Here is a 22,035-nt window from a genome sequence, read left to right on the forward strand (position 1 = left end):
GCCAACAATGTCCCATCGGGCCGCCCCCGGCTGGTTGTCATCGGCAATGGCATGGCCGGCATCCGCGCCGTGGAAGAATTGCTGGAACGGGCACCCGACCTTTGCGACATCACGGTGTTCGGCGCCGAACCGCGCGTGAACTACAACCGCATCATGCTGTCGCCGCTGCTGTCGGGCGAAAAGACCTTTGATCAGATCGTGATCAATGATCTGGACTGGTATCTGCAAAACCGGATCAAGCTGTTTGCCGGCGATCCGGTGGAACAGATCGACCGTGACGATCAGGTCGTGGTGACACGGTCTGGCCTGTCCGTTCCCTATGACCGGCTGCTGATTGCCACCGGCTCCATGCCCATCGTCATCCCCATTCCGGGCGCGCGCCTGCCGGGCGTCGTCACCTTCCGTGACGTGGACGATGTGGACAGGATGCTGGCGGCCTCGGCCAGGGGCGGGCACGCGGTCGTCATCGGCGGCGGATTGCTGGGTCTGGAAGCCGCCGTCGGCCTGAAGGCGCGGGGGATGAACGTCACCGTCCTGCATCTGGCCGGGCACCTGATGGAACGGCAGTTGGACTCCTCGGCCGGGCATCTGCTGGCGCAGGAGCTGGAGCGGCGGGGCCTGACGGTGCTGACCAGCGCCGACACCGCCGCCATCCTGGGCGACACCCATGTGACCGGTGTGGCGCTGAAGGACGGTACGGAACTGAAGGCCGATCTGGTGGTGATGGCCGTCGGCATCCGTCCCGATACGCGGCTGGCCGCGGCGGCGGGTCTGGAGATCGGGCGCGGCATCCTGGTCGATGATCATATGGTGACCAACGATCCCGCCATCTGTGCCGTGGGTGAATGCGTGCAGCATCGCGGCGCGTGTTACGGTCTGGTGCAGCCGCTGTTCGAAATGGCGAAGGTGCTGGCCGATCACCTGGCAGGCAAACAGGGCGCGGGCTACACCGGCTCCGTCACCTCCACCAAGCTGAAGGTGACGGGGGTCGATGTCTTCTCCGCCGGCGACTTCAGCGGCGGGCCGGGCACGGAGGATATCGTGTTCCGCGATGCCGGACGCGGCGTCTATAAGCGCATCGTTTTGCAGGATGGCCGCATCAAGGGGGCGGTCATGTATGGCGATACCGCCGACGGGGCCTGGTATTTCCAGCTTCTGAAGGCGGGAGAGGATGTCGGCGGCCTGCGCAATACCCTGATTTTCGGCCAGGGCTTTGGCGCCAAGGAAGGCGGTGCCGCAAACCCTACCGCCGCCGTTGCGGCGCTGCCTGATACGGCGGAAATCTGCGGCTGCAACGGCGTCTGCAAGGGCACCATCGTCAAGGCCATCACCGAAAAGGGCCTGACCAGCCTGGATCAGGTGAAGGCCACGACCAAGGCATCGGCCTCCTGCGGGTCCTGCACCGGTCTGGTGGAGGGGCTTTTGGCCCATACGCTGGGTGGGGAGTATGAGGCGGCGGGCATCAAGCCCATCTGCAAATGCAGCGACCATGACCATGACACGATCCGCCGCCTGATCCGGGTACAGGAGTTGAAGTCGATCCCGGCGGTCATGCAGGCCCTGGAATGGAAGACGCCCGACGGCTGCCACACCTGCCGCCCGGCGCTGAATTATTACCTGCTGGCCACCTGGCCCGGCGACTATGTCGACCATGGCGCCAGCCGGTTCGTGAATGAGCGGGTTCACGCCAACATCCAGAAGGACGGCACCTATTCCGTGGTCCCGCGCATGTGGGGCGGGCTGACCAATGCCAAGGAACTGCGCGCCATCGCCGACGTGGTGGAGAAGTTCGACATCCCGACCGTCAAGGTCACGGGCGGCCAGCGCATCGATCTTCTGGGCGTGAAGAAGGAGGATCTGCCCGCCGTTTGGGCCGATCTGAACGGGGCGGGCATGGTGTCGGGCCATGCCTATGGCAAGGCGCTGCGCACGGTAAAGACCTGTGTCGGGTCGGAATGGTGCCGCTTCGGCACGCAAGCGGCACTGACCGTGGGCGTGAACCTGGAACGCATGACCTGGGGGTCCTGGACCCCGCACAAGTTCAAGATGGCCGTGTCCGGCTGTCCCCGCAATTGCGCGGAATCCACGATCAAGGATTTCGGGGTCATCGCCACCGATGGCGGTTTCGACCTGCTGGTCGGCGGCAATGGTGGCATCAAGCTGCGGGCCACCGACCTTCTGGCCAAGGTGACGACGGAAGAGGAGGTGCAGGAATATTGCGGCGCCTTCATGCAGCTCTACCGCGAAGAGGCGCATTACCTGGAGCGCACGGCCCCCTGGATCGAACGGGTGGGTCTAGATTTTGTGAAGACGCGCGTGGTGGACGATGCCGATAACCGCCGCGCCCTGCACGCCCGTTTCCTGGCCAGCCAGCGCCATGCACAGGTCGACCCCTGGGCCGAACGCACCCCCGGCGCCCCGGCTGCCCGTGATTTCCAAACGCTTGCCACCGTGGAGTAAGGCCATGCACCGCCCGCTTGAATGGAAGGATATCGGCCCCCTCACGGACATTCCGGTCCAGGGTGCCCGCCGCGTGGACCATCGGGAAGGCCGCATCGCGGTGTTCCGCACCATCGACGATCAGGTCTTCGCGCTTCGTGATGAATGCCCGCACAAGAAGGGGCCGCTGTCGGAAGGCATCGTGCATGGCCATGCCGTGACCTGCCCCCTGCATAACTGGGTCATTGATCTGGCCACCGGCTATGCCACCGGCCCCGACGAAGGCTGTACGGGCCGCATCCCGGCGCGGCTGGTCGATGGGCGGGTGCAGTTGGGGCTGGTGGTGTAGGGAGCCGGTTTTCCCCTCCTCTTCACGTCCTCCCCCTCACCCCGGCTTTCGCCGGGATGACGGGAAAAGCAGGAAATTCACCAACGGAGCCCCCATGTCCACCACCGAAATCCGCACCACCTGCCCCTATTGCGGCGTCGGCTGCGGGCTGGTCGTCAGCCGGGCGCGGGATGGCTGGGTGGTGGGTGGCGATCCCGACCACCCGGCCAACAAGGGCCGCCTCTGTTCCAAGGGTGCGGCCCTGATCGATACCGTCACGGCAGAGGCATCGGGCGATGTCCGGCTGCTATATCCGGAAGTGAACGGAAAGCGGGTGGCCTGGGACGCGGCCATCGCGGAGGTGGCGGGCCGGCTTTCCGCCACCCTGGTCGACCATGGCCCCGACGCCATCGCCTTCTATGTCTCCGGCCAGTTGCTGACGGAGGATTATTATGTCGCCAACAAGCTGCTGAAGGGCTTCATCGGCAGCCCGCATATCGACACCAACTCCCGCCTCTGCATGGCCTCCACGGTCGCCGGCCACAAACGGGCCTTCGGGGCGGACGTGGTGCCGGGTTGTTATGAGGACCTGGAAATCGCCGATCTGGTCATCCTGGTCGGCTCCAACCTCGCCTGGTGTCACCCGGTGCTGGCCCAGCGGCTGCGGACCGCCAGGCGGGACCGGGGGACGCGCGTCGTCCTGATCGACCCCAGGGGTACCGCCAGTTCCGATCTGGCCGACCTGCATCTGGCGATCAAGCCCGGCAGCGATGTGGCCCTGTTCAACGGGTTGCTGGCCCATCTGGACAGCGCCGGCGCCATCGACCGCGCCTATGTGCTGCGCCATGTCACGGGGCTGGAGGCGGCCCTGGAGGCAGCGGCGGAGGATGCGGGCGATGTGGCGCAGACCTGCGGCCTGGACCCGGCCGACATCGCCACCTTCTATGACTGGTTCACCGAAACCCCGCGCACTGTCACGGTCTTCAGCCAGGGCGTGAACCAGTCGTCGCGCGGCACCGACAAGGTCAACGCCATCCTGAATGTACATCTGGCCACGGGCCGGGTGGGCAAGCCGGGGTCCAGCCCGTTTTCGGTGACCGGGCAGCCCAACGCCATGGGCGGGCGGGAGGTGGGCGGGCTGGCCAACCAGCTTGCCGCCCATATGAACCCCGACGATCCGGCCGATATCGACCGCCTGCGCCGTTTCTGGAACGCCCCGGCGCTGAAAGGGGGCCAGGGGCTGAAGGCGGTTGACATGTTCCGCGCCATCCGTGAGGGACGGATCAAGGCCCTGTGGATCATGGCCACCAACCCGGCGGTCAGCCTGCCCGAGGCGGATCTGGTGCGCGAGGCGCTGCGCCTGTGCCCCACCGTCATCGTGTCCGACATCGTGGGCAGCACCGACAGTCTGGATTACGCCCATATCCGCCTGCCAGCCTTGGGCTGGGGCGAGAAGGACGGCACCGTCACCAATTCCGAACGCCGCATTTCCCGTCAGCGCCCGTTCCGCGACGCACCGGGGGAGGCCAGGGCCGACTGGTGGATCATGTCCAAGGTGGCCAGCGTGATGGGCTTCGGCCCCGCCTTCAGCTACCGCATGCCCGGCGACATTTTCCGCGAACATGCCATCCTGTCCGGGTTCGAGAATGACGGCCTGCGCGCCTTCGACATCGCGGCCTGGGGCCGTATGAAAGAAGCGGACTATGCCGGCATGCAGCCCTTCCAATGGCCGATGCCGGTCGGGGCCAAGCGCGGCACCGACCGGATGTATGCCGATGGCCGCTTCACCCACGGCAATGGCCGCGCCCGCATGCTGGCCGTGCGCCATGTGCCGCCGGTGGAACGTGCCTCCCTGCGTTTCCCCTTGATCGCCAATACCGGCCGCTATCGCGACCAGTGGCACACGATGACGCGCACCGGCCTGTCGGCCCGCCTGTCGGCCCACCGCCCGGAACCGCTGTTGGAAATCCACCCGCAGGACGCGCTGGCCGCCGATCTTCTGGACGGTGAACTGGCGCGGGTGATCAGCCTGCAGGGGGACGCCGTGCTGCGCGTGGCCATTACGCAGGCACAGCGTCCGGGCGAGGTCTTCATCCCCATGCACTGGTCCGACACGCTGTCGGCCAGGGGCGCCATCGGCCGCCTGATCGCCCCGCATACCGACCCCATATCGGGCCAGCCGGAAAGCAAGCATGTGCCGGTGCGGGTGGAACGGTTCATCACGGAATGGGCCGGGCTGTTCTTCACAACCCGCAAGACGGACCTGTCCGCCATCCCCTACTGGGTGAAACAGGAGGCGGGGGCTTGCCGTCTTTATGAACTGGCGGGCGACGCCGCCCCGCTGCCGGGCGGGCTGGAGGATTGTGAGACCCTGGAATTCACCGATCCCGCCCGCGATGTGACGCGACGGGCCTGGGTGAAGGACGGACGCCTGATCGCCGCCCTGTTCCTGGCGCCGGAACGGCCCGACCTGTCGCGCGACTGGCTGTCCGCCCTGTTCGCCAAGCCGGTCCTGACCGCCAGCGATCGCGCCCGCCTGCTGGCCGGCCGCGCGCCGGAGACTGAGGCGGCGGATGACGGCCCCATCGTCTGTTCCTGCCATGGGGTGGGGCGCAACCGCATCGCGGCCGCCATCGCGTCCGGCCGGGCCTGTTCCGTCGCCGATATCGGCAAAGTCACCGCAGCCGGTACCGGCTGCGGTTCCTGCCTTCCCGAGATCAAGGAGATCCTGCGCCATGCTGCACCTGTCGTCGCGGCCTGATCCGGCAACCCCCATGCCCTACTTCCCCGTCTTCCTGGACCTGCGGGGCCGCACCGTCCTGCTGGCCGGGGGTGGCGAGGCGGCGGCATCCAAGGCCCGGCTGCTGGCCCGCGCCGGGGCCGATATCCTGCTGCTGGCGGCGGAGGTGGAGGAGGAAATGCAGGATATGCTGGAAAGCGGGGCGATCCGGCGGCGGGAGACGGCGTTCCGGCCGGAACTGCTGGACGGGGCCGTCATCGCCATCGACGGGTCGGGCGATCCCGACCTGACCGACCGTATCCGCAGCGCCGCCTTCACCCGCAATGTGCCCGTTAATGTCGTGGATGTGCCGGAACAATGCGATTTCACGGTGCCGGCCATCCTGGACCGTTCCCCCGTGATGGTCGCCGTTTCCACGGGCGGCGGCGCCCCGGCGCTGGCCCGCAATATCAGGCAAAGGCTGGAAGCAGCCATTCCCGCCGGCTATGCCGGACTGGCCCGCGCGGCACAGCGGGCGCGGGCCACGGTCCGCGCCGCCCTGTCCACCACCCGCGACCGTCAGCGCTTCTGGGACCGCGTCCTGTCCGGCCCCCTGGCGGAGCGGTTGATGGCGATGAAAGAGGAAACGGCGGTTGCGGCCATCGGGGCCGAACTGTCCCGCTTCATCACGCAGGGGTGTGATGAAGGCGGTTCCGTCACGCTGGTCGGGGCCGGTCCCGGTGATCCCGGACTGCTGACCCTGCATGCGGCACGCGCCATCGGCGGGGCCGACATCATCCTGCACGACGCGCTGGTACCTGACAGCATCCTGGCGCTGGCGCGGCGGGAAACCAGGCTGGTATCGGTGGGCAAGCGGGCCGGCTGCCGTTCCGTGCCGCAGGAATTTACCAACCGGCTGATGGCCGCCTGCGCCCGCAAAGGGCTGCGCGTCGTCCGGCTGAAGGGGGGCGACCCGTTCATCTTCGGCCGGGCGGGGGAGGAGGCGGCGTTCCTGCGCGCCCAGGGCATCTCGGTAACGGTCATCCCCGGCATCACGGCCGCCATGGGTGCAGCCGCGCAACTGGGCCTGCCGCTGACCCATCGCGGGGTGGCGCGGTCCATGCGGGTGGTCACGGCCCATTGCCGCACCGCGACAGAAACAGAGGGGATTGATTGGGACAGACTGGCCGATCCCGGCACGACGCTGGCCCTTTACATGGGCCGCGACCGGCTGGGCGATATCGCCGCCCGCCTGATCCAGGCCGGCCTGCCGCCCGATACCCCCGCCGCCCTGGTGGCCAATGCCTGCCGGCCCGACATGGCGGTGCGCTTCGCCACCATCGCCGGCCTGCCCCATGCCCCCGCCCTGCCCGATCCGGGTGCCCCCTCCCTGATCCTGGTGGGTGATGCGGTGGCCCTGGCGCCAGGCTGGGCGGCAGCCGCCCTGCAACAGGTCGATGCCGCCTAGAGTTTCCCCAGTCCGGCAAGTTTCCGCGCCAACCCCGCCAGGGCCAACGGCATGCCGCCGCCCTGGTCGGGCAGGCTCATGCTGGGGAACCAGGGACGGACCGGCGTTCCCAGCCGGGTCCAGTCGGGGCCGCCCAGGCGCCAGACAGGGGCGCCCAGGGCACCCGCCAGTTCACCGACCGCCGTGGGTGCCGTGATCACAAGGTCGAGCGCCGTGATCAGCGCCGCCTGCCCCTCCAGATCATTATCCAGGTCCAGATCGTCGAAGCGGGTCAGGCCGAAGCCGGCCTTGTCCCACGCCTCCAGCCGGGCACCGCGCTGAAGGCTGACCAGATGCACCCCCGGCAGGGCCGCCACCGGCGCCAGATCATCCAGCCGGAAATAGCTGCCGTCGCGTTCCGCATTCATCATGGCCGACCGCCAGCACACGCCCACCATCAACCCCGGCCCCAAACTCGCCAGCCGGTCCCGCCAGCCGTCCACAAGGTCGGGGCGCGCATGCAGATAAGGGGCCGGCACCACATCGCCCAGATGCCGCCACAGGTTCCGCGCCACATCACCGGCGGCCACGCAATAATCGGCGTCGCGCGGGTCCGGGGTCGGCCCACGGATGGTGGCCGCCGGAAAAGCGCGGGCAAAAAGCGGGGAAAGACGCGGGTCCGTCTCGATCACCAGATGGCCGCAGCGCTGTGCCAGCGCGGGGTAAAGGGTGGCGAACATCAACTGGTCGCCCAGCCCCTGTTCCCCCCAGACCAGCAGACGTTTGCCGGTCAGGTCCTGTCCCGTCCAGGCGGGCAGCGACAATGTGCGGGCCCGGATGGCGGGCGTGCCCCGGAACCGCGCGGCATAGCCGGCCCAGCCGCTGATCAGCCGCCCATCGGCAAGGTCCAGGCGGCCCAGATTGTATCGGGCGCTGGCCAGACCCGGCGCCAGTTCCAGGGCATGGATGAAATGCTGGCGCGCATCTTCGGTCTGGCCCCCCGCCTCGGCCAGCCGGCCCAGGCTGTTCCAGGCCTCGGCCTCGCCGGGATCGATGGCCAGGGCCGCCCGTAATTCGGCCTCGGCCACGCCCAGGTTTCCCGTCTGGCGCAGCGCATCGCCAAGACCGGCCCGCGTGGCGGCGTTGGTATCGCCCAGCGCCAGCGCCCGCTGAAAGGCAGCCACCGCCTGATCCGGCAGGTCCTGTTCCTTCAGAACGACACCCAGGTTGGCATGGGCCACGGCAAAATCGGCGTCGAAGCCGATGGCCCGCCGGTGGGCCTTCGCCGCATCCGCCAGACGGCCCTGCATGCGCAGGGCATTGCCCAGGTTGGTCCAGGTCGCGGGATCGGCAGGGCGCAGGGCCAAGGCCCGGCGATAGGCGGCCTCCGCCGGGACCGGCCGGTCCAGTTCCTGGCGCAGATTACCCAGATTGACCCAGGCCGCCGTATAGTCGGGGGCGGCCGTCAGGGCGCGTTCCATGAACGGCTCCCCCTGCTCGGGGTGCCCCGTCTGCTGCAGGGCCAGCCCCAGCAGGTGAAGCGCCTGCGGCGGTTCCCCGCCCCGGGCGATGATGGCCCGATACAGTGGAACGGCACCGGCCGGATCGCCGCCCCTTTGCCGCTCGATGGCGCGGTGCAGCCAGTGGGCCGGATCGCCGTCCGGTTCCTGCGGAACCAGCGCGGCCAGGGCCCTCACGATATCCGGTACCCGTGCGGCGGGCCGCTGGCCCGTGGGAACGGTGAATACCCGCAGGCTGGCAAAGCCGGGGCGCACGGCGGTTCCCAGCCGTGTCCAGTCCAGTTGCCCCGACAGCCGCCAGACAGGCACCGCCAGCGCGCCCGCCATTTCCCCCACGGCAGTCGCGACGGAGATGACAAGGTCCAGCCCCGCGGTCAGGGCCAGGGCCGTTTCCAGATCATCGTGCAGATCGACGCCATCCCAGCGATGCAGCCGCACATCATGGGCCTGTTCCAGCGCCGCGATCTCTTCCAGCCCGCCGTCATATTGCAGCGACACGACCTGTATGTCGGGCAATCGCAGCAGGGGCAGCCAATCCTCCAGCGCGGTATAGGACGCATCGCGATCGGCCGTGCGCAGCCGGCTGCGCCAGCACAGACCCACCCGCAAGCCCGGTGGCAGGGCCGCCAGCCTGTCGCGCCACAGGGCGGAAAGATCGGGTAACGGCGTCAGGAAAGCCGCGCCATGCCAGTCGGACAGCGACGGGGCCAGATGCAGTGGCAGGCTGCCCGCCGGGACATGGCAATCCATCGCCGCCGGCGTGCCATCGGCCAGCACGGTGGCAAAGGGAAAGGCGCGGGCAAAGATGGATACCAGTCGCGGCTCCACCCACAATGTCACCCGCCCGCCCAGGTCGGCCAGCCGGGAATAATGGGTGGCAAACATGAACTCGTCGCCCAACCCCTGTTCCCGCCAGACCAGCAGATGGCGACCGGCCAGCGGCGCCCCGTCCCAGACCGGCGCAGCCGGTGGATGTCCGCCCACCACCTCACCGCTGTCGAACCGCGCCTCATGCCCCCGCCATCCCGCCGTCAGATCCCCGGTGGACAGGGCCAGCATCCCGTCATTGTACAGGGCCCGGGCATAGCCGGGCCGGATGGCCAGGGCACGGGCCAGGGTTTCGCGCGCCCGCACAACATCGCCCCGCCCCCCCTGCAGGACGGCCAGATTGACAGCCGCCTCCGCATAGGCCGGGTCGATCTTCAGGGACTGTTCCTGACACGACATGGCCTCTTCGGTCTGGCCCAGCGCACCCAGGCACAGGCCAAGGTCGCTCCAGGCGTCGGGCATACCGGGAACCAGTTCCAGGGCACGGCGCTGACATTCCACCGCTTCGGCATACCGGCCCAGATGACGCAGGGCCACGCCGAGATTGACCAGCGCGCTGGGATAATCGGACCGCAGTGACAGGGCCCGGCGATGCGACTTCTCCGCGTCCCGATACCGGCGCAGTTCGACCTGAACGGCCCCCAGGTTGGTCCAGGCCTCGGCATATTGCGCACGCCGGGCCAGGGCCTGCCGGAAGGATTTTTCCGCATCCAGGAACAAGCCCAGCGTCTTCAGCACGCTGCCACGGGTATTGTGGATGGCGGCGAAGTCAGGGTCCAGGTCCATCGCCCTGTTGACCAGCGGCAGCGCCTCCTCCGCACGGCCGGTCAGCAGCAGAACCTGCGACAGAAGGTGCAGGGCATCCACCTCCTCCGGGTCGGCGGCCAGGATGGCGCGATATCCGGCCTCCGCCGCGCGCAGATCGCCGGCCTGATGCTGTTGGACCACGGCGTCCAGCCGGGGCGGAAGCGGGGGGTGGATGGCCGGGGCCGCCATGGACCGGATCAGCAGCCGCGCCATGGCGGGCACCGCGTCCTGGACAAGGGGCGCCTGGAATATCCGCATGGTCGCAAACCACGGTCTCAGCCCCGTGCCAAGCCCGCTCCAGTCCGGGCCATTCTGGAAGCGCCAGACCGGCACGCCCAGCGCGCCTGCTATCTCTCCCACCGCCGTTGGCGCCGTGATGACCAGATCAAGCCCCGCGATCAGGGCCGCCGCCGTCTCCAGATCGCCGGTCAGGTCGATATCCGCGAAATCGTGGACCTGCACAGCATGCCGCGCGGCAAGGTCCGCAATCTCCGCCGCCGCCCCGTCATATTGCAGGTTGACCGGCACGATGCCGGGCAGGGTCAGCAGCGGCAAAAGCGTATCCAGGGACAGATAGGCCTGGGCGCGATCCCCGCTGCGGTCGCGGGAACGCCAGCAGAAACCGACACGCAACCCGGCGGGAAGGGCCGACAGGCGCCGCATCATGGTCACCGCCAGGGCCGGGTCGGGCCGCATCCACGCCCCCTCGCCGCCGAACGCGGAAATGCCGGGCCGCAGAAGGCCCGGCAGATCGCCCAGGGCGCAATGGAAATCCGCATCGCCCGGATCGGCCGTTTCCGCCCGCGCCAAAACGCCAGGCAGGGACCGGGTGATCAGCCCGATCAGCCGTGGGTCGCATTCCACCACGATCCGGGCGCCTTCCGTCCGCAGGTGGGAGACGAGGCCCAGAAACAGGATCTCATCGCCCACGCCCTGTTCCCGCCAGAGCAGGAGCCGGCGACCTGTCAAATCCTCACCCCGCCAGGGGGGAATGGTGAAGCGGCGGTCAGGTATGACCTGACCCGCGGCGAAGCGGGCGCGATAATCGTCCCACCCCCCCGGCAGATCACCCGCGCAAAGACGCAGATGCGCGCGGTTGGCACGGGCCAGGGCATTGCCGGGATCGGCTTCCAGCACCCGGTCCAGCAGGCTTCGCGCTTCATCCGGCCGGTTCTGCATGTCGCGGATGCGGGCAAGGTCGATCAAGGCGGGCGCAAATCCGGGAACCAGGGCAAGCGCCCGTTCCAGCGCCGCCTCCGCCCCTGTCACGTCATGGGTGCGGAAAAGGGCGTAACCCAGATTGGCCCACACCTCCACCCGGTGCGGGTCGATGGCCTGTGCCCGCCGCAGCGCCGCCACCGCTTCGGTGAAACGGTGCCGCTTGCGCAGGGCCGCCGCCATGTTGACCCAGCCGGACAGCAGCCCCGGATCGGCGGCCACGGCCGCCTGATGGGCATCGACCGCCGCCTCGGGCTTGTCCCGCGCCTGCCACACCAGCCCCAGCGCGTCATGGGCATGGGCCATGTCGGGATGCCGGGCCAGGAGCTTGCGCACAAGGCTCTCCGCCGCGTCTGGTTGCCCCTCGTCGATACGGCACAGGGCGAGATTGACAAGGGTGACGGCATGGTCGGGACGAACGGCCAATGCCTGCTCATAGCGGCCGCACGCTTCCCCATACCGGCCCAATGCGCGCAGTGCGCCGGCCAGACGCGACAGCAGGGGGGCATCGCCGGGACGCATCGCCGCCGCCTGTTCCAGCAGGGGAACGGCCTCTGCCGCCCGCCCTTCCTTCACCAGTTCGCTTCCCCGCCGGTACAATCGGTCGAATTCGACAGGGTCGAGCTTCGCCGGCCGCAGACGATCCAGGTCGCGTGCCATCCCGGCCAGGATGTCCCTGAACGGCCGGCCACCCGCATCGGTGTAACAGCGCATGGCGCCATACCAGGGCCGCACGGCGGTGCCCAGGCGCGTCCAGTCATCATCATTGCCGATGCGCCACACCGGCACGCCCAGGGCACCCGCCAGTTCCGACACCGATGTCGCGGCACTGATCACCAGATCCAGTGCCATGGTCAGGGCGGCGACCCCGTCAATATCGTCGCGAAGATCGATATCCGGGCGCAGCATATCCAGGCCCGCCGGCGTGCCGGCAGCCAGTTCCGCCGCCGTATCGGGCATGTCCAGATCATATTGCAGCGGCACCCACCGGATGCCGGGCAGGGCGAACAGGGGCGCGAAGTCCGGCAGTTGCGGGTAAAGCCCCGTCCGCTCCCCCGTCCGCAAGCCGCTGCGCCAGCAGAAACCGACGGTCAGCGCAGGCCCCCTGGCCGACAGGATCTGGCGCCACTGCGCGACCTTTTCCGCATCGGCCCGCAGCCAGGGCGTGCCCGCGAACCGTGTCAGGTCGGGCCGGGCCAGTCCGGGCAGGCTGCCGGCCGCGATCTGAAAATCGGCCGCGGGCGTGCTACCGGCGGCGGCCACCCGCAGATGCGGAAATGACCGGGTGAACAGCGGCAGCAGACGCGGTTCACATTCCACCGTGACCGGCCCGTCCAGACCTTTCAGGTCGGGGAAAAGGCTGGCGAACAGGATCTCGTCGCCCAACCCCTGTTCCGGCCAGATCAGCAGATGCCGGCCTTCCAGCATGTCCCCCTGCCAGAAGGGCAGGTCCAGACTGCGGCGGGGCTGGCGTTGCCGGGCGCGGAACCGTTCCTCATAATCCGCCCAGCCCTGTTGCAACCGCCCCCGGGCCAGATGATCCAGCGAGAGATTGAACCGCGCCACGGGCTGGGCCGGGTCCAGTTCAACCGCCCGGCGGAACAGGGCCACGGCGTCGGGATCACAGCGCCGGCGCAGCAGCGTACCCAGATTGGCATGGGCCACGGCCAGATCGGGACGCTGTTGCAGCGCCTTGCGCTGACAATCCTCGGCTTCCGCGAAACGGCCCAGTTCCAGCAGCGCCACGCCCAGGTTGGACCAGGCATCGGCACGGCCGGGATCGGCCGCCAGCGCCCGGCGTGCCGCCTTTTCCGCCGCATCCGGCCGGTTCTGTTCCAGCAATACGGCTGCCAGATTGGACCAGGCATCGATCAGCTTCGGATTGGCCGCCAGGGCGGCCCGGAAGGCGCGTTCGGCGGCCGCAAACTGGCGGACCTGCATCAGCATGCCGCCCAGATTGTTCTGGATCGCCGCCGATCCGGGGGCAGCGGCGGCGGCATCCATCACCAGCCGCAGCCCTTCCTCCGCCTCTCCCGTCTGCCACAGCGCCAGGCCCAGAAGGTGGGCAATCTCGGTATTTCCGGGCAGTATTTCCCGCAATTTACGATAGCCGGTCACGGCGCCGCGCAGATCGCCACGCTGATGGCATGCCATGGCGGCGTCCAGCAGGCTGGAAGGCGAGTCGGCTTTGGGCGGGTTCTTCCGGTCCATTTCGGGTCCGTCTGGGGCGGGCAGCCGCCACCTTAGCCCAAGCGACCCGCCGGAACCAACCCGGATGGCACCGGCGCAAAGCATCAATCTGCGGAAAGACTTAACCCCGCCTGCCAAACTGGCTAGCATGGGTGATTGACAGCCCGCCAGCGAACCGGAATCCGATGAGCACCGAGCCCACCCGCGCCCCCGCCCTGTTCAAGGGCGCGTCCATCCTGATCACCGGCGGCACCGGTACCTTTGGCCGGCAATTCACGCGTTTTCTGCTGAAACATGGCAAGCCACGCCGCGTGGTGATCTTCTCCCGCGATGAGTTCAAGCAGTATGAGATGCAGCAGCAATTCGCGAACATGGATAATCGCGATGCGCTGCGCTTCTTCATCGGCGATGTCCGTGATCAGCAGCGCCTGTCCATGGCAATGCGGGAGATCGATTACTGCATCCATGCGGCGGCCCTGAAACATGTGCCGACGGCCGAATACAATCCCATCGAATGTATCCGCACCAACATCAACGGGGCGGAAAACGTGGTGCAGGCGGCGCTGGCCAACAAGGTGAAGAAGGTGGTCGCCCTGTCCACGGACAAGGCGGCCAGCCCCGTGAACCTCTATGGCGCCTCCAAACTGGCGTCGGACAAGATTTTCGTGGCCTCCAACAACCTGTCGGGCTCGGTGGGGACACGCTTTGCCGCCGTGCGCTATGGCAATGTGGTCGGGTCGCGCGGCTCCGTCGTGCCGTTTTTCCGCCGTCTGATCGAAGAGGGGGCGACAGAGCTTCCCATCACGGACGAGCGGATGACCCGCTTCTGGATCACGTTGAACAAGGGCGTGGATTTTGTCGCCTCCTCCTTCACCATGATGCAGGGGGGGGAGATATTCGTGCCCAAGATCCCGTCCATGCGCATCGTCGATCTGGCCCGCACCATGGCCCCCCACCTGCCGCACCGCATCGTGGGTATCCGGCCGGGCGAAAAGCTGCACGAGATCATGATCACCGAGGATGATGCGCGGCAGACGATGGAACTGCCCGACCGCTACATCATCGAACCCGCCTTCAACTGGTGGGATCGCGGCCCCTATGCCAAGCAGGGTGCGGTGCCAGTGGCCGACGGGTTCAGCTATCGCAGCGACACCAACCCGGAATGGCTGTCGGCGGACGCGATGCGAGCCCTGCTGGAGCGGTCTTCGTGACGGGTCGCTTTCTGCCCTATGGGCGGCAATGGATCGACGAGGCCGACATCGCCGCCGTCGAACAGGTGCTGCGGGGCGACTGGCTGACGCAAGGACCCTCCATCGGCTGGTTCGAGCGGAGCTTTGCCGAGAAGGTGGGCGCCCGCCACGCCATCGCCTGTGCCAACGCCACGGCGGCCCTGCACCTGTGCATGCAGGCCCTGGATCTGACACCCGACGATGCCGTCGTGGTGCCCAGCGTCACCTTTCTGGCGACGGCCAATGCCGTGCGCTATGTCGGCGCCCAGGTGGTCTTTGCCGATGTCGATCCCGATACCGGCCTGATGCGCCGCCAGGATGCGGAGGAGGCCATCCGCCGGGCCGAGGCGATGGGATGGCGGGTGCGGGCCCTGGCCCCGGTGCATCTGGCGGGACAGACGGCCGATATGGCGGGCCTGTCCGCCCTGGCGCGCGAACGGGACCTGTTCATCATAGAGGATGCGGCCCATGCCGTGGGCACGCGCCTGGCCGGGGCCGATGGCAGCATGGTCGCCGTGGGCGCCTGCGACCGGTCGGACCTGGCCTGTTTCTCCTTCCACCCCGTGAAGACCATGGCCACCGGCGAGGGGGGAATGGTCACCACCCATGACGATGCCCTGGCCAAACGCATCCGCGCCGCCGTCAGTCATGGCATGACGCGCGATCCGGCCGAATTCAGCGATATTGCCGCCGCCACCGCCGCCGATGGCCGGCCCAACCCCTGGTATTATGAAATGGGGGATCTGGGCTTCAATTACCGGATGACGGATATCCAGGCGGCCCTGGGCCTGTCGCAACTGGCCAAGCTGGACGCCTTTGTCCGCGCGCGCCAGACGCTGGTCGATGCCTATGACACGGCGCTGGCCCCCCTGGCCCCCGTCCTGCGTCCTGCGGCGAAAGTTCCGGGCGTGTCCGCCGGCTGGCATCTTTACGTCGCCCTGATCGACTTCACCGCCCTGGGTCTGGACCGTGCCGCCTTCATGGGGGCCTTGCGCCAGGATGGCGTGGGCAGCCAGGTCCATTACATTCCCGTCCATACCCAGCCCTATTACCGCCGCCTCTATGGTGACCTGATCCTGCCGGGCGCCCAGGCCTGGTATGATCGCTGCCTGTCCCTGCCGCTTTATCCTGCCATGTCCATGCATGACCATGACCGGGTGGTGGCCGCATTGACCCGTCTCATCAAAGGGTAAACCATGCCCGCTCTCGTCAATCCCATGGACCTGTCAGGCCGTCACATCCTGGTCACCGGCGCGTCCGCCGGCATCGGCCGGGCAACCGCCCTGCTGGCGGCACGGCTGGGTGCGCGCGTGACCGTGACCGGCCGCGACCCGTCACGGCTTTCTGCGACGCTGGCAGAACTTCCCGGCGACGGACACCGGGCCGACGCCTTCGATCTGTCGGCCATCGACGCCATCCCCGGATGGATGAAGGCCGCGGCCCAGGCCAATGGCCCCATTGATGGTCTGGCCCATTGCGCGGGTATCCAGACCCTGCGCCCCATCCGCATCTTCCAGGCGGATTTTTTCGACGAGGTGATGCGCACCAATCTGGGCGCGTCGCTGGCGCTGGCCAAAGGGTTGCGGCAGAAGGGCGTGAAGGCGGAGAAGGCCAGTCTGGTCTATATCTCCTCCACCGCCGCGACGGCGGCATCGCCCGCCAATGTCGTCTATGCGGCGGCCAAGGGGGGCATCATCGCGGCCACCAAGGGCCTGTCGGCCGAATTGCTGCCCGATGCCATCCGGGTCAATTGTGTGGTGCCCAGCATCGTGATGACCGAACTGATCGAGCGCGGCTTTGAAAAGCTGAACGCCGACCAGATCGACCATCTGGAAAAGCTGCAACCCCTGGGTTTCGGCCATCCCGAAGACGTGGCCAATGCCATCTGCTTCCTGCTGTCCGGCGCCGCCCGCTGGATCACCGGCACCGCCATGGTGGTGGATGGGGGGCGGACGGCATGACGGGTTGGGCGCTGCTGGGACATGCGGGGGATCTGGCCGACCATGGGCAATGGATCACCGGCTGGATCGGCAATGTCCCGGTTGTGGTGCGCAATTTCGGCGGCACCCTGCGCGGTTTCCGCAATGTCTGTTCGCACCGTTTCGCCCTGATGCTGACGGAACCGGCCGGCAAGGGGCCGCTGCGCTGCCCCTACCATGCCTGGGTCTATGATGCCGACGGCGTGCCCAAGGCCATCCCCTTCAACGACAGCGATTTCCATCTGGATGATGCCGGGCGGCGGGCGCTCGCGCTGCCGCCGGTCGGCGTTGCGGTGGCGGGCGGACTGGTCTTTGTGCATCTGGATGCGGCCGCCGACCCCGCCCTTCCCGCCGGCTGGGTGGACCAGGGAACGGGGACCCTGCCCGACGGCTCGGTCATTTCAGCGGACGGCACGATCCGCCACCGCTCCACCCGGATCAGGGTGGGCGCATGCTGAACTATGACCAGCCACCGCCGCGCCACTCCCTGCTGCCGCCGCGCTGGTTCACGGACCCGGCGGCGTATGGGACGGAAGAACGGGCCTTGGCCGGCCGCCTGCCCTGGCGATATGCCGGATTGACCGGCGATGGGGTGGAGGGGGCCGACATTGCCGCCTGCGGCAGCTTCCTGTTCCGGCGGCAGGGGGCGGATGCCCCACCCCTGGCGGACTGGCTGGGTCCTTTCGCGGCCGATCTGACGACACGATCCGCCGCCCTGGACAGCCCGGTCGCCCGCGACGCCGTGGAATTCGCCGCCAACTGGAAAATCCTGGTGGAGAATACCCTGGACGATTTCCATGGCTCCACCATCCATCCGCAGACCATCCATCCCGCCGTCGATGCCGACTGGCGCCGCCATCTGGCCACGCAAAGGGCCGGGCCGCACAGCCGGTCCAGTTGGAAACTGGCGGATGATACCGCGACATGGTGGGGCAAGCTGGTGGCGCGCGGCGCCCTGCGCCGGTTCGCGGATCAGGACCGCTACGATCATGTCTTCATCTTCCCCGACCTGTATGTGGCCAGCTTCTTCAGCACCATGGTGATCGTGCATCGGGTTGTGCCACTGGCGGTGGACCGGTCACGGCTGGAATGGCGGATCTTCCTGCCCGGCGCCGCGACGGCCGATGCCAGGGCCGCCGGTTTCCGGCGCGGGCTGGTCGCCATGCTGACTGCTTCCGCCCGTCAGGTGATCGAGGAGGACCGCCCCGTGTGCGAACAGGTACAGGCGGCCCGCGCCGCCGCCACCGGTCCCGGCATCCTGGGCTGGCGGGAACAGCGTATCGGTGATCTGCATGCCACCCTCACCCAGCTTCTGGAGACGGAATGACCACCCGCCCGTTGAGCTTCCGCCTGCCCACCCCGGATGACGCCGCTTTGCTGCTGGGCTGGCGCCGCCTGCCGGAGATCGCGTCCCAATCCTTTTCCGAGGTTCCCGACGACGTGGACCGCCAGCGCGCCTGGATCGAGAAATCCAACACCCGCAGCGATTATCTGCACCGCATCATCCAGGTGGACGGGGTCGATGTCGGTTATGGCAGCATCACGGTGACCCATGCCGAATGGCGCATCGGGACCATCGGCGTCTATATGGGCGACCGGCGCGGCCGCACCGGCATCGGCGCCCTGAACTTCGCCCCCATGCTGAACCATTGTTTCCACCGCATGGGCCTGCGCAAGCTGGTGAACCAGATCTTCGCGGAGAATGAGAAAGTCCTGAAGGGCCAGACGCTGCTGGGCTATCGCCATGTCGGGGTGCTGAAGGAGCAGGCACTGAAGGACGGACAGCCCCGCGACGTGCATCTGTTCGAAATGCTGGCCGAGGACTGGGCCGCCAAACGCCATCGCTTCGGCCTGCTCTACGACCTGGATGGGGTGGATGTGGGGTGACCCCTCACCACCCGCCCCGGCGCAGCCAATCCTCCATCTGGTCCATGCGGTCGGCCCCCCAGAAGGGCTCGTCGCCCAGAAAGAAGAACGGCGCGCCAAAGACGCCACGGGCAATGGCGGCTTCGGTTTCCGCCCGCAATCGCTCCTTCACCTCCGGCAGGGCGATGCCCGCCTCCACCGCGTCGCGGTCCAGCCCCAGGCTGGCAGCCACATCCAGCACATTCTCAGGCAGGGCCATGTCGCGTCCTTCGGCCCAATGCGCCTGGAACACGGCGCGGGCCAGGGCGGCGGGACTATGCTCTCCCCCCACCTGATCCAGCCAGTAGAAGGCCCGCGACGCCGCCAGGGACGGGAAGGGGCTGGGCAGCGGCTGATGCAGGGGAATGTCCCACAGCCGGGCACAACGCGGCACATCATGGCGCAGATAGTCGCCCTGCAAGGGCTTGTTCAGGTTGGGCTGCCCGCCGCTGATCTTGAACACGGCCCCCAGCAGGATGGGGCGCCAGCGCACGGGCCGCCCCACCCGATCCGACAGCGCATCGACACGCACGGAGGCGAGATAGGCATAGGGTGAAGCGAAGTCGAAATAGAAATCGATGGCATCAATGCTCATTCGTTCCTCCCGTCACCAGGGGATGCGCCGTCCGTCGAAGGCGAAGAAGGCGCTGCTGTCGGCCGGGGTTGCGGCGGCAATGACGCGGCGCATGCCGGCCACGCTGTCCGGGGGCGTCACCGGCGCCTTGGGCCCGCCCATATCCGTCTGCACCCAGCCGGGATGCAGCACAAGGCAGGTGATGCCATCGTCACGCCAATCGGCCGCCAGGCTGCGGTTGCCCATGTTGATGGCAGCCTTCGACGCGCGGTAGGCATACATGCCCCCCACCTCGTTCTCGGTGATGGAACCGAGCTGGCTGGAGACGGTCGCCACCTTGGCGCCCGCTGCCAGATGTGGCTTCAGGGCCTGCGCCACCAGGATCGGGGCCAGGGCGTTGACCTTCATGGCCAGCAGCCAGCCCTCTGCGTCGATCCCGTCCTTCGACTGCCGGGGCAGGTCCGGCCCCATGATGCCGGCATTGTTGATCAGCAGGTCGATCGACCGGCCCGCCAGGGCGGCACCGAAGCCGGCAATGGATGCGGGGTCATCGGCGGACAGTGCGAACAGCTCCACACCCGCCACATCGGACAGCCCGCCGGGTTGCGACGGATCGCGGACGGTGGCGATGACTTTCCAGCCGTCGGCAGCATATTGCCGGGCGAATTCCAGGCCGATGCCACGATTGGCACCGGTGATCACGACGGTGGGCATGGGTTTCCTCCGGACCGGTTTCAGGGTTGGGCGGACAGGGCCGCCGTCAATGCCCCGATGTTGTCCCCGCCGGTGGCGACAAACAAGACCTGATCCAACGCGTCGGGCCATTCCGCGACGAAGGCGCGCACCGTCGCCACCGCGATCTGGGCCGCCAGACCCTTGGGGAAGCGATAGGCACCGGTGGAGATGGCGGGCAGCGCCACGGAACGCGCACCCTTTTCCACCGCCAGTTCCAGTGCCCGGCGGTAGGTGCGGGCCAGGACCTTGTCCTCTCCCATCTTGCCGGTCACGAAAACAGGGCCGACCGCATGCACCACCCAGCGGGCCTTCAACCCGAACCCGGGGGTGATCCCGGCATCGCCGCGTCCCACCGGGTCCAGCGCGGTGGCGGCGGCGAACAGGTCCGGCCCCGCCGCGTCATGGATGGCGCGGGACACGCCGGTACCACTGCCCAGGCCGGGCGCCGCCGCATTGACAATGACATCGACATCCAGGGCCGTGATGTCGCCCTGGTGAACCCGCAAGTCGGTCACTTCATGTTCCCTTGACTGTCAAACCGCAAAGGCCAGCGTGGCCGTCCGCCCGCCATCGGTAACGGTCAGGCCGGACGACATGACCCGCATGATCTCCAGCCCGCGCCCCGACTTCGCCTCCACATTCACCGGGGGGCGGATGCTGTCGGGGTCATAGCCACGACCCTGATCGGCGATGCGGATATGCAGGTACCCGTCTGCCACCCAGGCGGACAGGTCGACACGCCGGGTCGCCTTGTCGGGATCGGCCAGGGTTGCCGTCAGCCGCTGGCAGAAGGCGTCGAACTGGCTGGGATCATCCACCAGCGACCCGCCCATGGCGAGGTTGCCATGCAGGACGGCATTGATGATGGCCTCATGCAGCGACAGTTCCGCGTCATGCCGAACCAACACCGGCAAAAGGCCGCGCGCCAGCAGCCCTTCACAGAACTGGGCCGCCGTATCCAGCGTCCAGGCCAGCCGTGTCGTGAGCGAAACCAGCAGGTGCCCTTGTTCCAGCGCCGCCTTCAGCTTCGCGGTGGGCATGGTGCCCGGCGGGCCCTCTTCCACGATGGCGGCGCAACCCGAACGCAGCGCGGAAATCAGGTCGGCTGCCGCCCCCTCTGCGATCACGCGGACCAGCGCCCCCTCCCCATGGGGGCCGCCATCGGCCAAAGGCAGGCCCAGTTCCGCAGCGATGCGGGCCCGTTCGGCCCCGTCCAGCGTTTCACCGGCAACCTGGAAATCCATCTTTCCCCCGCCCTTCATCCGGAAGCGTCCCTATTACTGGTCTACCCCGACTGCCCCGCCCCGTCATCCGACAGATCGACAACCATCGGCGTGCCGGTGACAAAACCATCCCTCGGCGAATATTCTGCCGCCACCCGCCGGGCCAGATCATCGCCCGATCGGGCGAATCCGTACAGCAACTTTCCATCATTCCAGCCGCCCAGCGATGGATTGTCGATCTTCAGACACCATAACCGGTCGAATCGGTTCCATTGGCGATCCAGCATGGAAACCACCCGGCGGGGCGTGGCGCGAAGCCGTTCGATCCGGGTTTCAGCCATGGTGATGATGCCCTGCATCTGCACGATATGGCGGTCCGCCTCCTCCAGCGCCTGACGGATGGCGGCATCCTCTTTCTTCGCATGGCGCAGGGCGGCGGCCACCATGTTCTTCTCGTCCACCGCACGCGACAATTTGCGTTCGACGATGCGAATGACAGCCATCAGGCGCCGTCCGGCCATGACCAGACCGGACCCCGCCAAGGCCAGCGCAAACAGGCTGATCAGGTTCATCCAACTGGCAATCATGGGCGATCCCCGGCGCGCGATGCGGAAACGAAGGTCACTTCCTGCACCGCATAGCCCGAATCGGCGGGGAATTCGATCGCCAGCATCTGCCGCGCCGGCCGCTCCCCCTGGGCCCAGATCCGGACATTGTTGGTATAGCGCCAGATGACAGGCGCGCTGTCGAAATCGCGCTGCGCCTTATCGGCCATCAGGCGGTTGACCACCCGTGCCGTATACAGGCTGTCGGCCACGCCCTGCCGGCCCAGTTCGTGCCAGACCTCCACCCGGTCGCGCTCCACGGCGCCCAGCGTCATCTCCAGCCGGGCCA

Annotated in this window: 17 protein-coding genes; 10 read left to right on the top strand and 7 right to left on the bottom strand. The window is 67.8% G+C overall.

Translation table 11 applies throughout. From position 1 onward, the window contains the following. The 4 genes from nirB to cysG form a co-directional block, all read left to right on the top strand. Positions 1 to 2,460 (top strand): nitrite reductase large subunit NirB (gene nirB / locus KBA48_RS24720; protein ID WP_292911375.1); only part of this gene is annotated, 2,460 nt, incomplete at its 5' end. A gap of 4 nt (positions 2,461 to 2,464) precedes the next feature. Then, positions 2,465 to 2,788 carry a nitrite reductase small subunit NirD gene (nirD, locus tag KBA48_RS24725; RefSeq protein WP_292911376.1) on the top strand — a complete coding sequence of 108 codons (324 nt, stop codon included), beginning with the start codon at positions 2,465 to 2,467 and terminating at the stop codon, positions 2,786 to 2,788. Between the two features lie 94 nt (positions 2,789 to 2,882). Beyond that, positions 2,883 to 5,528, top strand: a complete 2,646-nt coding sequence (locus KBA48_RS24730) for a nitrate reductase (RefSeq protein WP_292911377.1) — start codon at positions 2,883 to 2,885, stop codon at positions 5,526 to 5,528. Continuing rightward, on the top strand, positions 5,503 to 6,954 hold the full coding sequence (gene cysG / locus KBA48_RS24735; protein WP_292911378.1) for a siroheme synthase CysG: 1,452 nt from the start codon (positions 5,503 to 5,505) through the stop codon (positions 6,952 to 6,954). The genes KBA48_RS24730 and cysG overlap by 26 nt, the downstream gene beginning before the upstream one ends. On the opposite strand, the gene KBA48_RS24740 is transcribed toward cysG, so the two are convergent. Further along, positions 6,951 to 13,517, bottom strand: coding sequence for a tetratricopeptide repeat protein (locus tag KBA48_RS24740; protein WP_292911379.1), 6,567 nt, complete (start codon positions 13,515 to 13,517; stop codon positions 6,951 to 6,953). The two genes, cysG and KBA48_RS24740, sit on opposite strands and share 4 nt — an antisense overlap. A 164-nt stretch (positions 13,518 to 13,681) precedes the next feature. Here KBA48_RS24740 and pseB point away from each other — a divergent pair, with 164 nt between their 5' ends. From pseB to KBA48_RS24770, 6 genes are read left to right on the top strand one after another with little or no spacing between them, the layout of a single operon-like run. After that, positions 13,682 to 14,707 carry a UDP-N-acetylglucosamine 4,6-dehydratase (inverting) gene (gene pseB, locus KBA48_RS24745; RefSeq protein WP_292911380.1) on the top strand — a complete coding sequence of 342 codons (1,026 nt, stop codon included), beginning with the start codon at positions 13,682 to 13,684 and terminating at the stop codon, positions 14,705 to 14,707. Then, positions 14,704 to 15,918 carry a UDP-4-amino-4,6-dideoxy-N-acetyl-beta-L-altrosamine transaminase gene (gene pseC, locus KBA48_RS24750; RefSeq protein WP_292911381.1) on the top strand — a complete coding sequence of 405 codons (1,215 nt, stop codon included), beginning with the start codon at positions 14,704 to 14,706 and terminating at the stop codon, positions 15,916 to 15,918. Before pseB ends, pseC begins: the two co-directional genes overlap by 4 nt. A gap of 3 nt (positions 15,919 to 15,921) precedes the next feature. Continuing rightward, positions 15,922 to 16,686, top strand: a complete 765-nt coding sequence (locus KBA48_RS24755; protein ID WP_292911382.1) for an SDR family oxidoreductase — start codon at positions 15,922 to 15,924, stop codon at positions 16,684 to 16,686. After that, positions 16,683 to 17,162 (top strand): Rieske (2Fe-2S) protein, encoded by a 480-nt coding sequence (locus KBA48_RS24760; RefSeq protein WP_292911383.1) that lies wholly within the window; start codon positions 16,683 to 16,685, stop codon positions 17,160 to 17,162. Before KBA48_RS24755 ends, KBA48_RS24760 begins: the two co-directional genes overlap by 4 nt. Next, the gene (locus tag KBA48_RS24765; protein ID WP_292911384.1) at positions 17,156 to 18,031 is read left to right on the top strand and encodes an RHO alpha subunit C-terminal catalytic domain-containing protein; all 876 of its coding nucleotides are present in this window, start codon (positions 17,156 to 17,158) and stop codon (positions 18,029 to 18,031) included. Before KBA48_RS24760 ends, KBA48_RS24765 begins: the two co-directional genes overlap by 7 nt. Continuing rightward, the gene (locus KBA48_RS24770) at positions 18,028 to 18,591 is read left to right on the top strand and encodes a GNAT family protein (RefSeq protein ID WP_292911385.1); all 564 of its coding nucleotides are present in this window, start codon (positions 18,028 to 18,030) and stop codon (positions 18,589 to 18,591) included. The genes KBA48_RS24765 and KBA48_RS24770 overlap by 4 nt, the downstream gene beginning before the upstream one ends. Positions 18,592 to 18,595: 4 nt before the next feature. On the opposite strand, the gene KBA48_RS24775 is transcribed toward KBA48_RS24770, so the two are convergent. The 6 genes from KBA48_RS24775 to KBA48_RS24800 all read right to left on the bottom strand — a co-directional run. Beyond that, positions 18,596 to 19,204, bottom strand: coding sequence for a 2-hydroxychromene-2-carboxylate isomerase (locus KBA48_RS24775; protein ID WP_292911386.1), 609 nt, complete (start codon positions 19,202 to 19,204; stop codon positions 18,596 to 18,598). Positions 19,205 to 19,216: 12 nt separating this feature from the next. Next, positions 19,217 to 19,897, bottom strand: a complete 681-nt coding sequence (locus KBA48_RS24780; protein ID WP_292911387.1) for an SDR family oxidoreductase — start codon at positions 19,895 to 19,897, stop codon at positions 19,217 to 19,219. 20 nt (positions 19,898 to 19,917) lie between these two features. Beyond that, entirely contained in the window at positions 19,918 to 20,433 is a 516-nt protein-coding gene (locus tag KBA48_RS24785; RefSeq protein ID WP_292911388.1) for a macro domain-containing protein, read from the bottom strand. Positions 20,434 to 20,451: 18 nt separating this feature from the next. Further along, positions 20,452 to 21,162 (bottom strand): ATP-binding protein, encoded by a 711-nt coding sequence (locus KBA48_RS24790; RefSeq protein WP_292911389.1) that lies wholly within the window; start codon positions 21,160 to 21,162, stop codon positions 20,452 to 20,454. Between the two features lie 41 nt (positions 21,163 to 21,203). Beyond that, entirely contained in the window at positions 21,204 to 21,728 is a 525-nt protein-coding gene (locus tag KBA48_RS24795; protein ID WP_292911390.1) for a hypothetical protein, read from the bottom strand. Then, a partial coding sequence (locus KBA48_RS24800; RefSeq protein ID WP_292911391.1) for a hypothetical protein occupies positions 21,725 to 22,035 on the bottom strand: 311 nt, incomplete at its 5' end. The genes KBA48_RS24800 and KBA48_RS24795, both read right to left, overlap by 4 nt.

It is taken from the genome of Niveispirillum sp. (assembly GCF_017996735.1).
In the GTDB taxonomy this organism is placed as follows: Bacteria; Pseudomonadota; Alphaproteobacteria; order Azospirillales; family Azospirillaceae; genus Niveispirillum.

Excerpts from the sequence above, each read along its gene's own strand:
- nirD (WP_292911376.1), top strand. The coding sequence starts at position 2,465 with ATGCACCGCCCGCTTGAATGGAAGGATATCGGCCCCCTCACGGACATT.
- KBA48_RS24730 (WP_292911377.1), top strand. The coding sequence starts at position 2,883 with ATGTCCACCACCGAAATCCGCACCACCTGCCCCTATTGCGGCGTCGGC.
- cysG (WP_292911378.1), top strand. The coding sequence starts at position 5,503 with ATGCTGCACCTGTCGTCGCGGCCTGATCCGGCAACCCCCATGCCCTAC.
- KBA48_RS24740 (WP_292911379.1), bottom strand. The coding sequence starts at position 13,517 with ATGGACCGGAAGAACCCGCCCAAAGCCGACTCGCCTTCCAGCCTGCTG.
- pseB (WP_292911380.1), top strand. The coding sequence starts at position 13,682 with ATGAGCACCGAGCCCACCCGCGCCCCCGCCCTGTTCAAGGGCGCGTCC.
- KBA48_RS24755 (WP_292911382.1), top strand. The coding sequence starts at position 15,922 with ATGCCCGCTCTCGTCAATCCCATGGACCTGTCAGGCCGTCACATCCTG.
- KBA48_RS24760 (WP_292911383.1), top strand. The coding sequence starts at position 16,683 with ATGACGGGTTGGGCGCTGCTGGGACATGCGGGGGATCTGGCCGACCAT.
- KBA48_RS24765 (WP_292911384.1), top strand. The coding sequence starts at position 17,156 with ATGCTGAACTATGACCAGCCACCGCCGCGCCACTCCCTGCTGCCGCCG.
- KBA48_RS24770 (WP_292911385.1), top strand. The coding sequence starts at position 18,028 with ATGACCACCCGCCCGTTGAGCTTCCGCCTGCCCACCCCGGATGACGCC.
- KBA48_RS24775 (WP_292911386.1), bottom strand. The coding sequence starts at position 19,204 with ATGAGCATTGATGCCATCGATTTCTATTTCGACTTCGCTTCACCCTAT.
- KBA48_RS24780 (WP_292911387.1), bottom strand. The coding sequence starts at position 19,897 with ATGCCCACCGTCGTGATCACCGGTGCCAATCGTGGCATCGGCCTGGAA.
- KBA48_RS24790 (WP_292911389.1), bottom strand. The coding sequence starts at position 21,162 with ATGGATTTCCAGGTTGCCGGTGAAACGCTGGACGGGGCCGAACGGGCC.
- KBA48_RS24795 (WP_292911390.1), bottom strand. The coding sequence starts at position 21,728 with ATGATTGCCAGTTGGATGAACCTGATCAGCCTGTTTGCGCTGGCCTTG.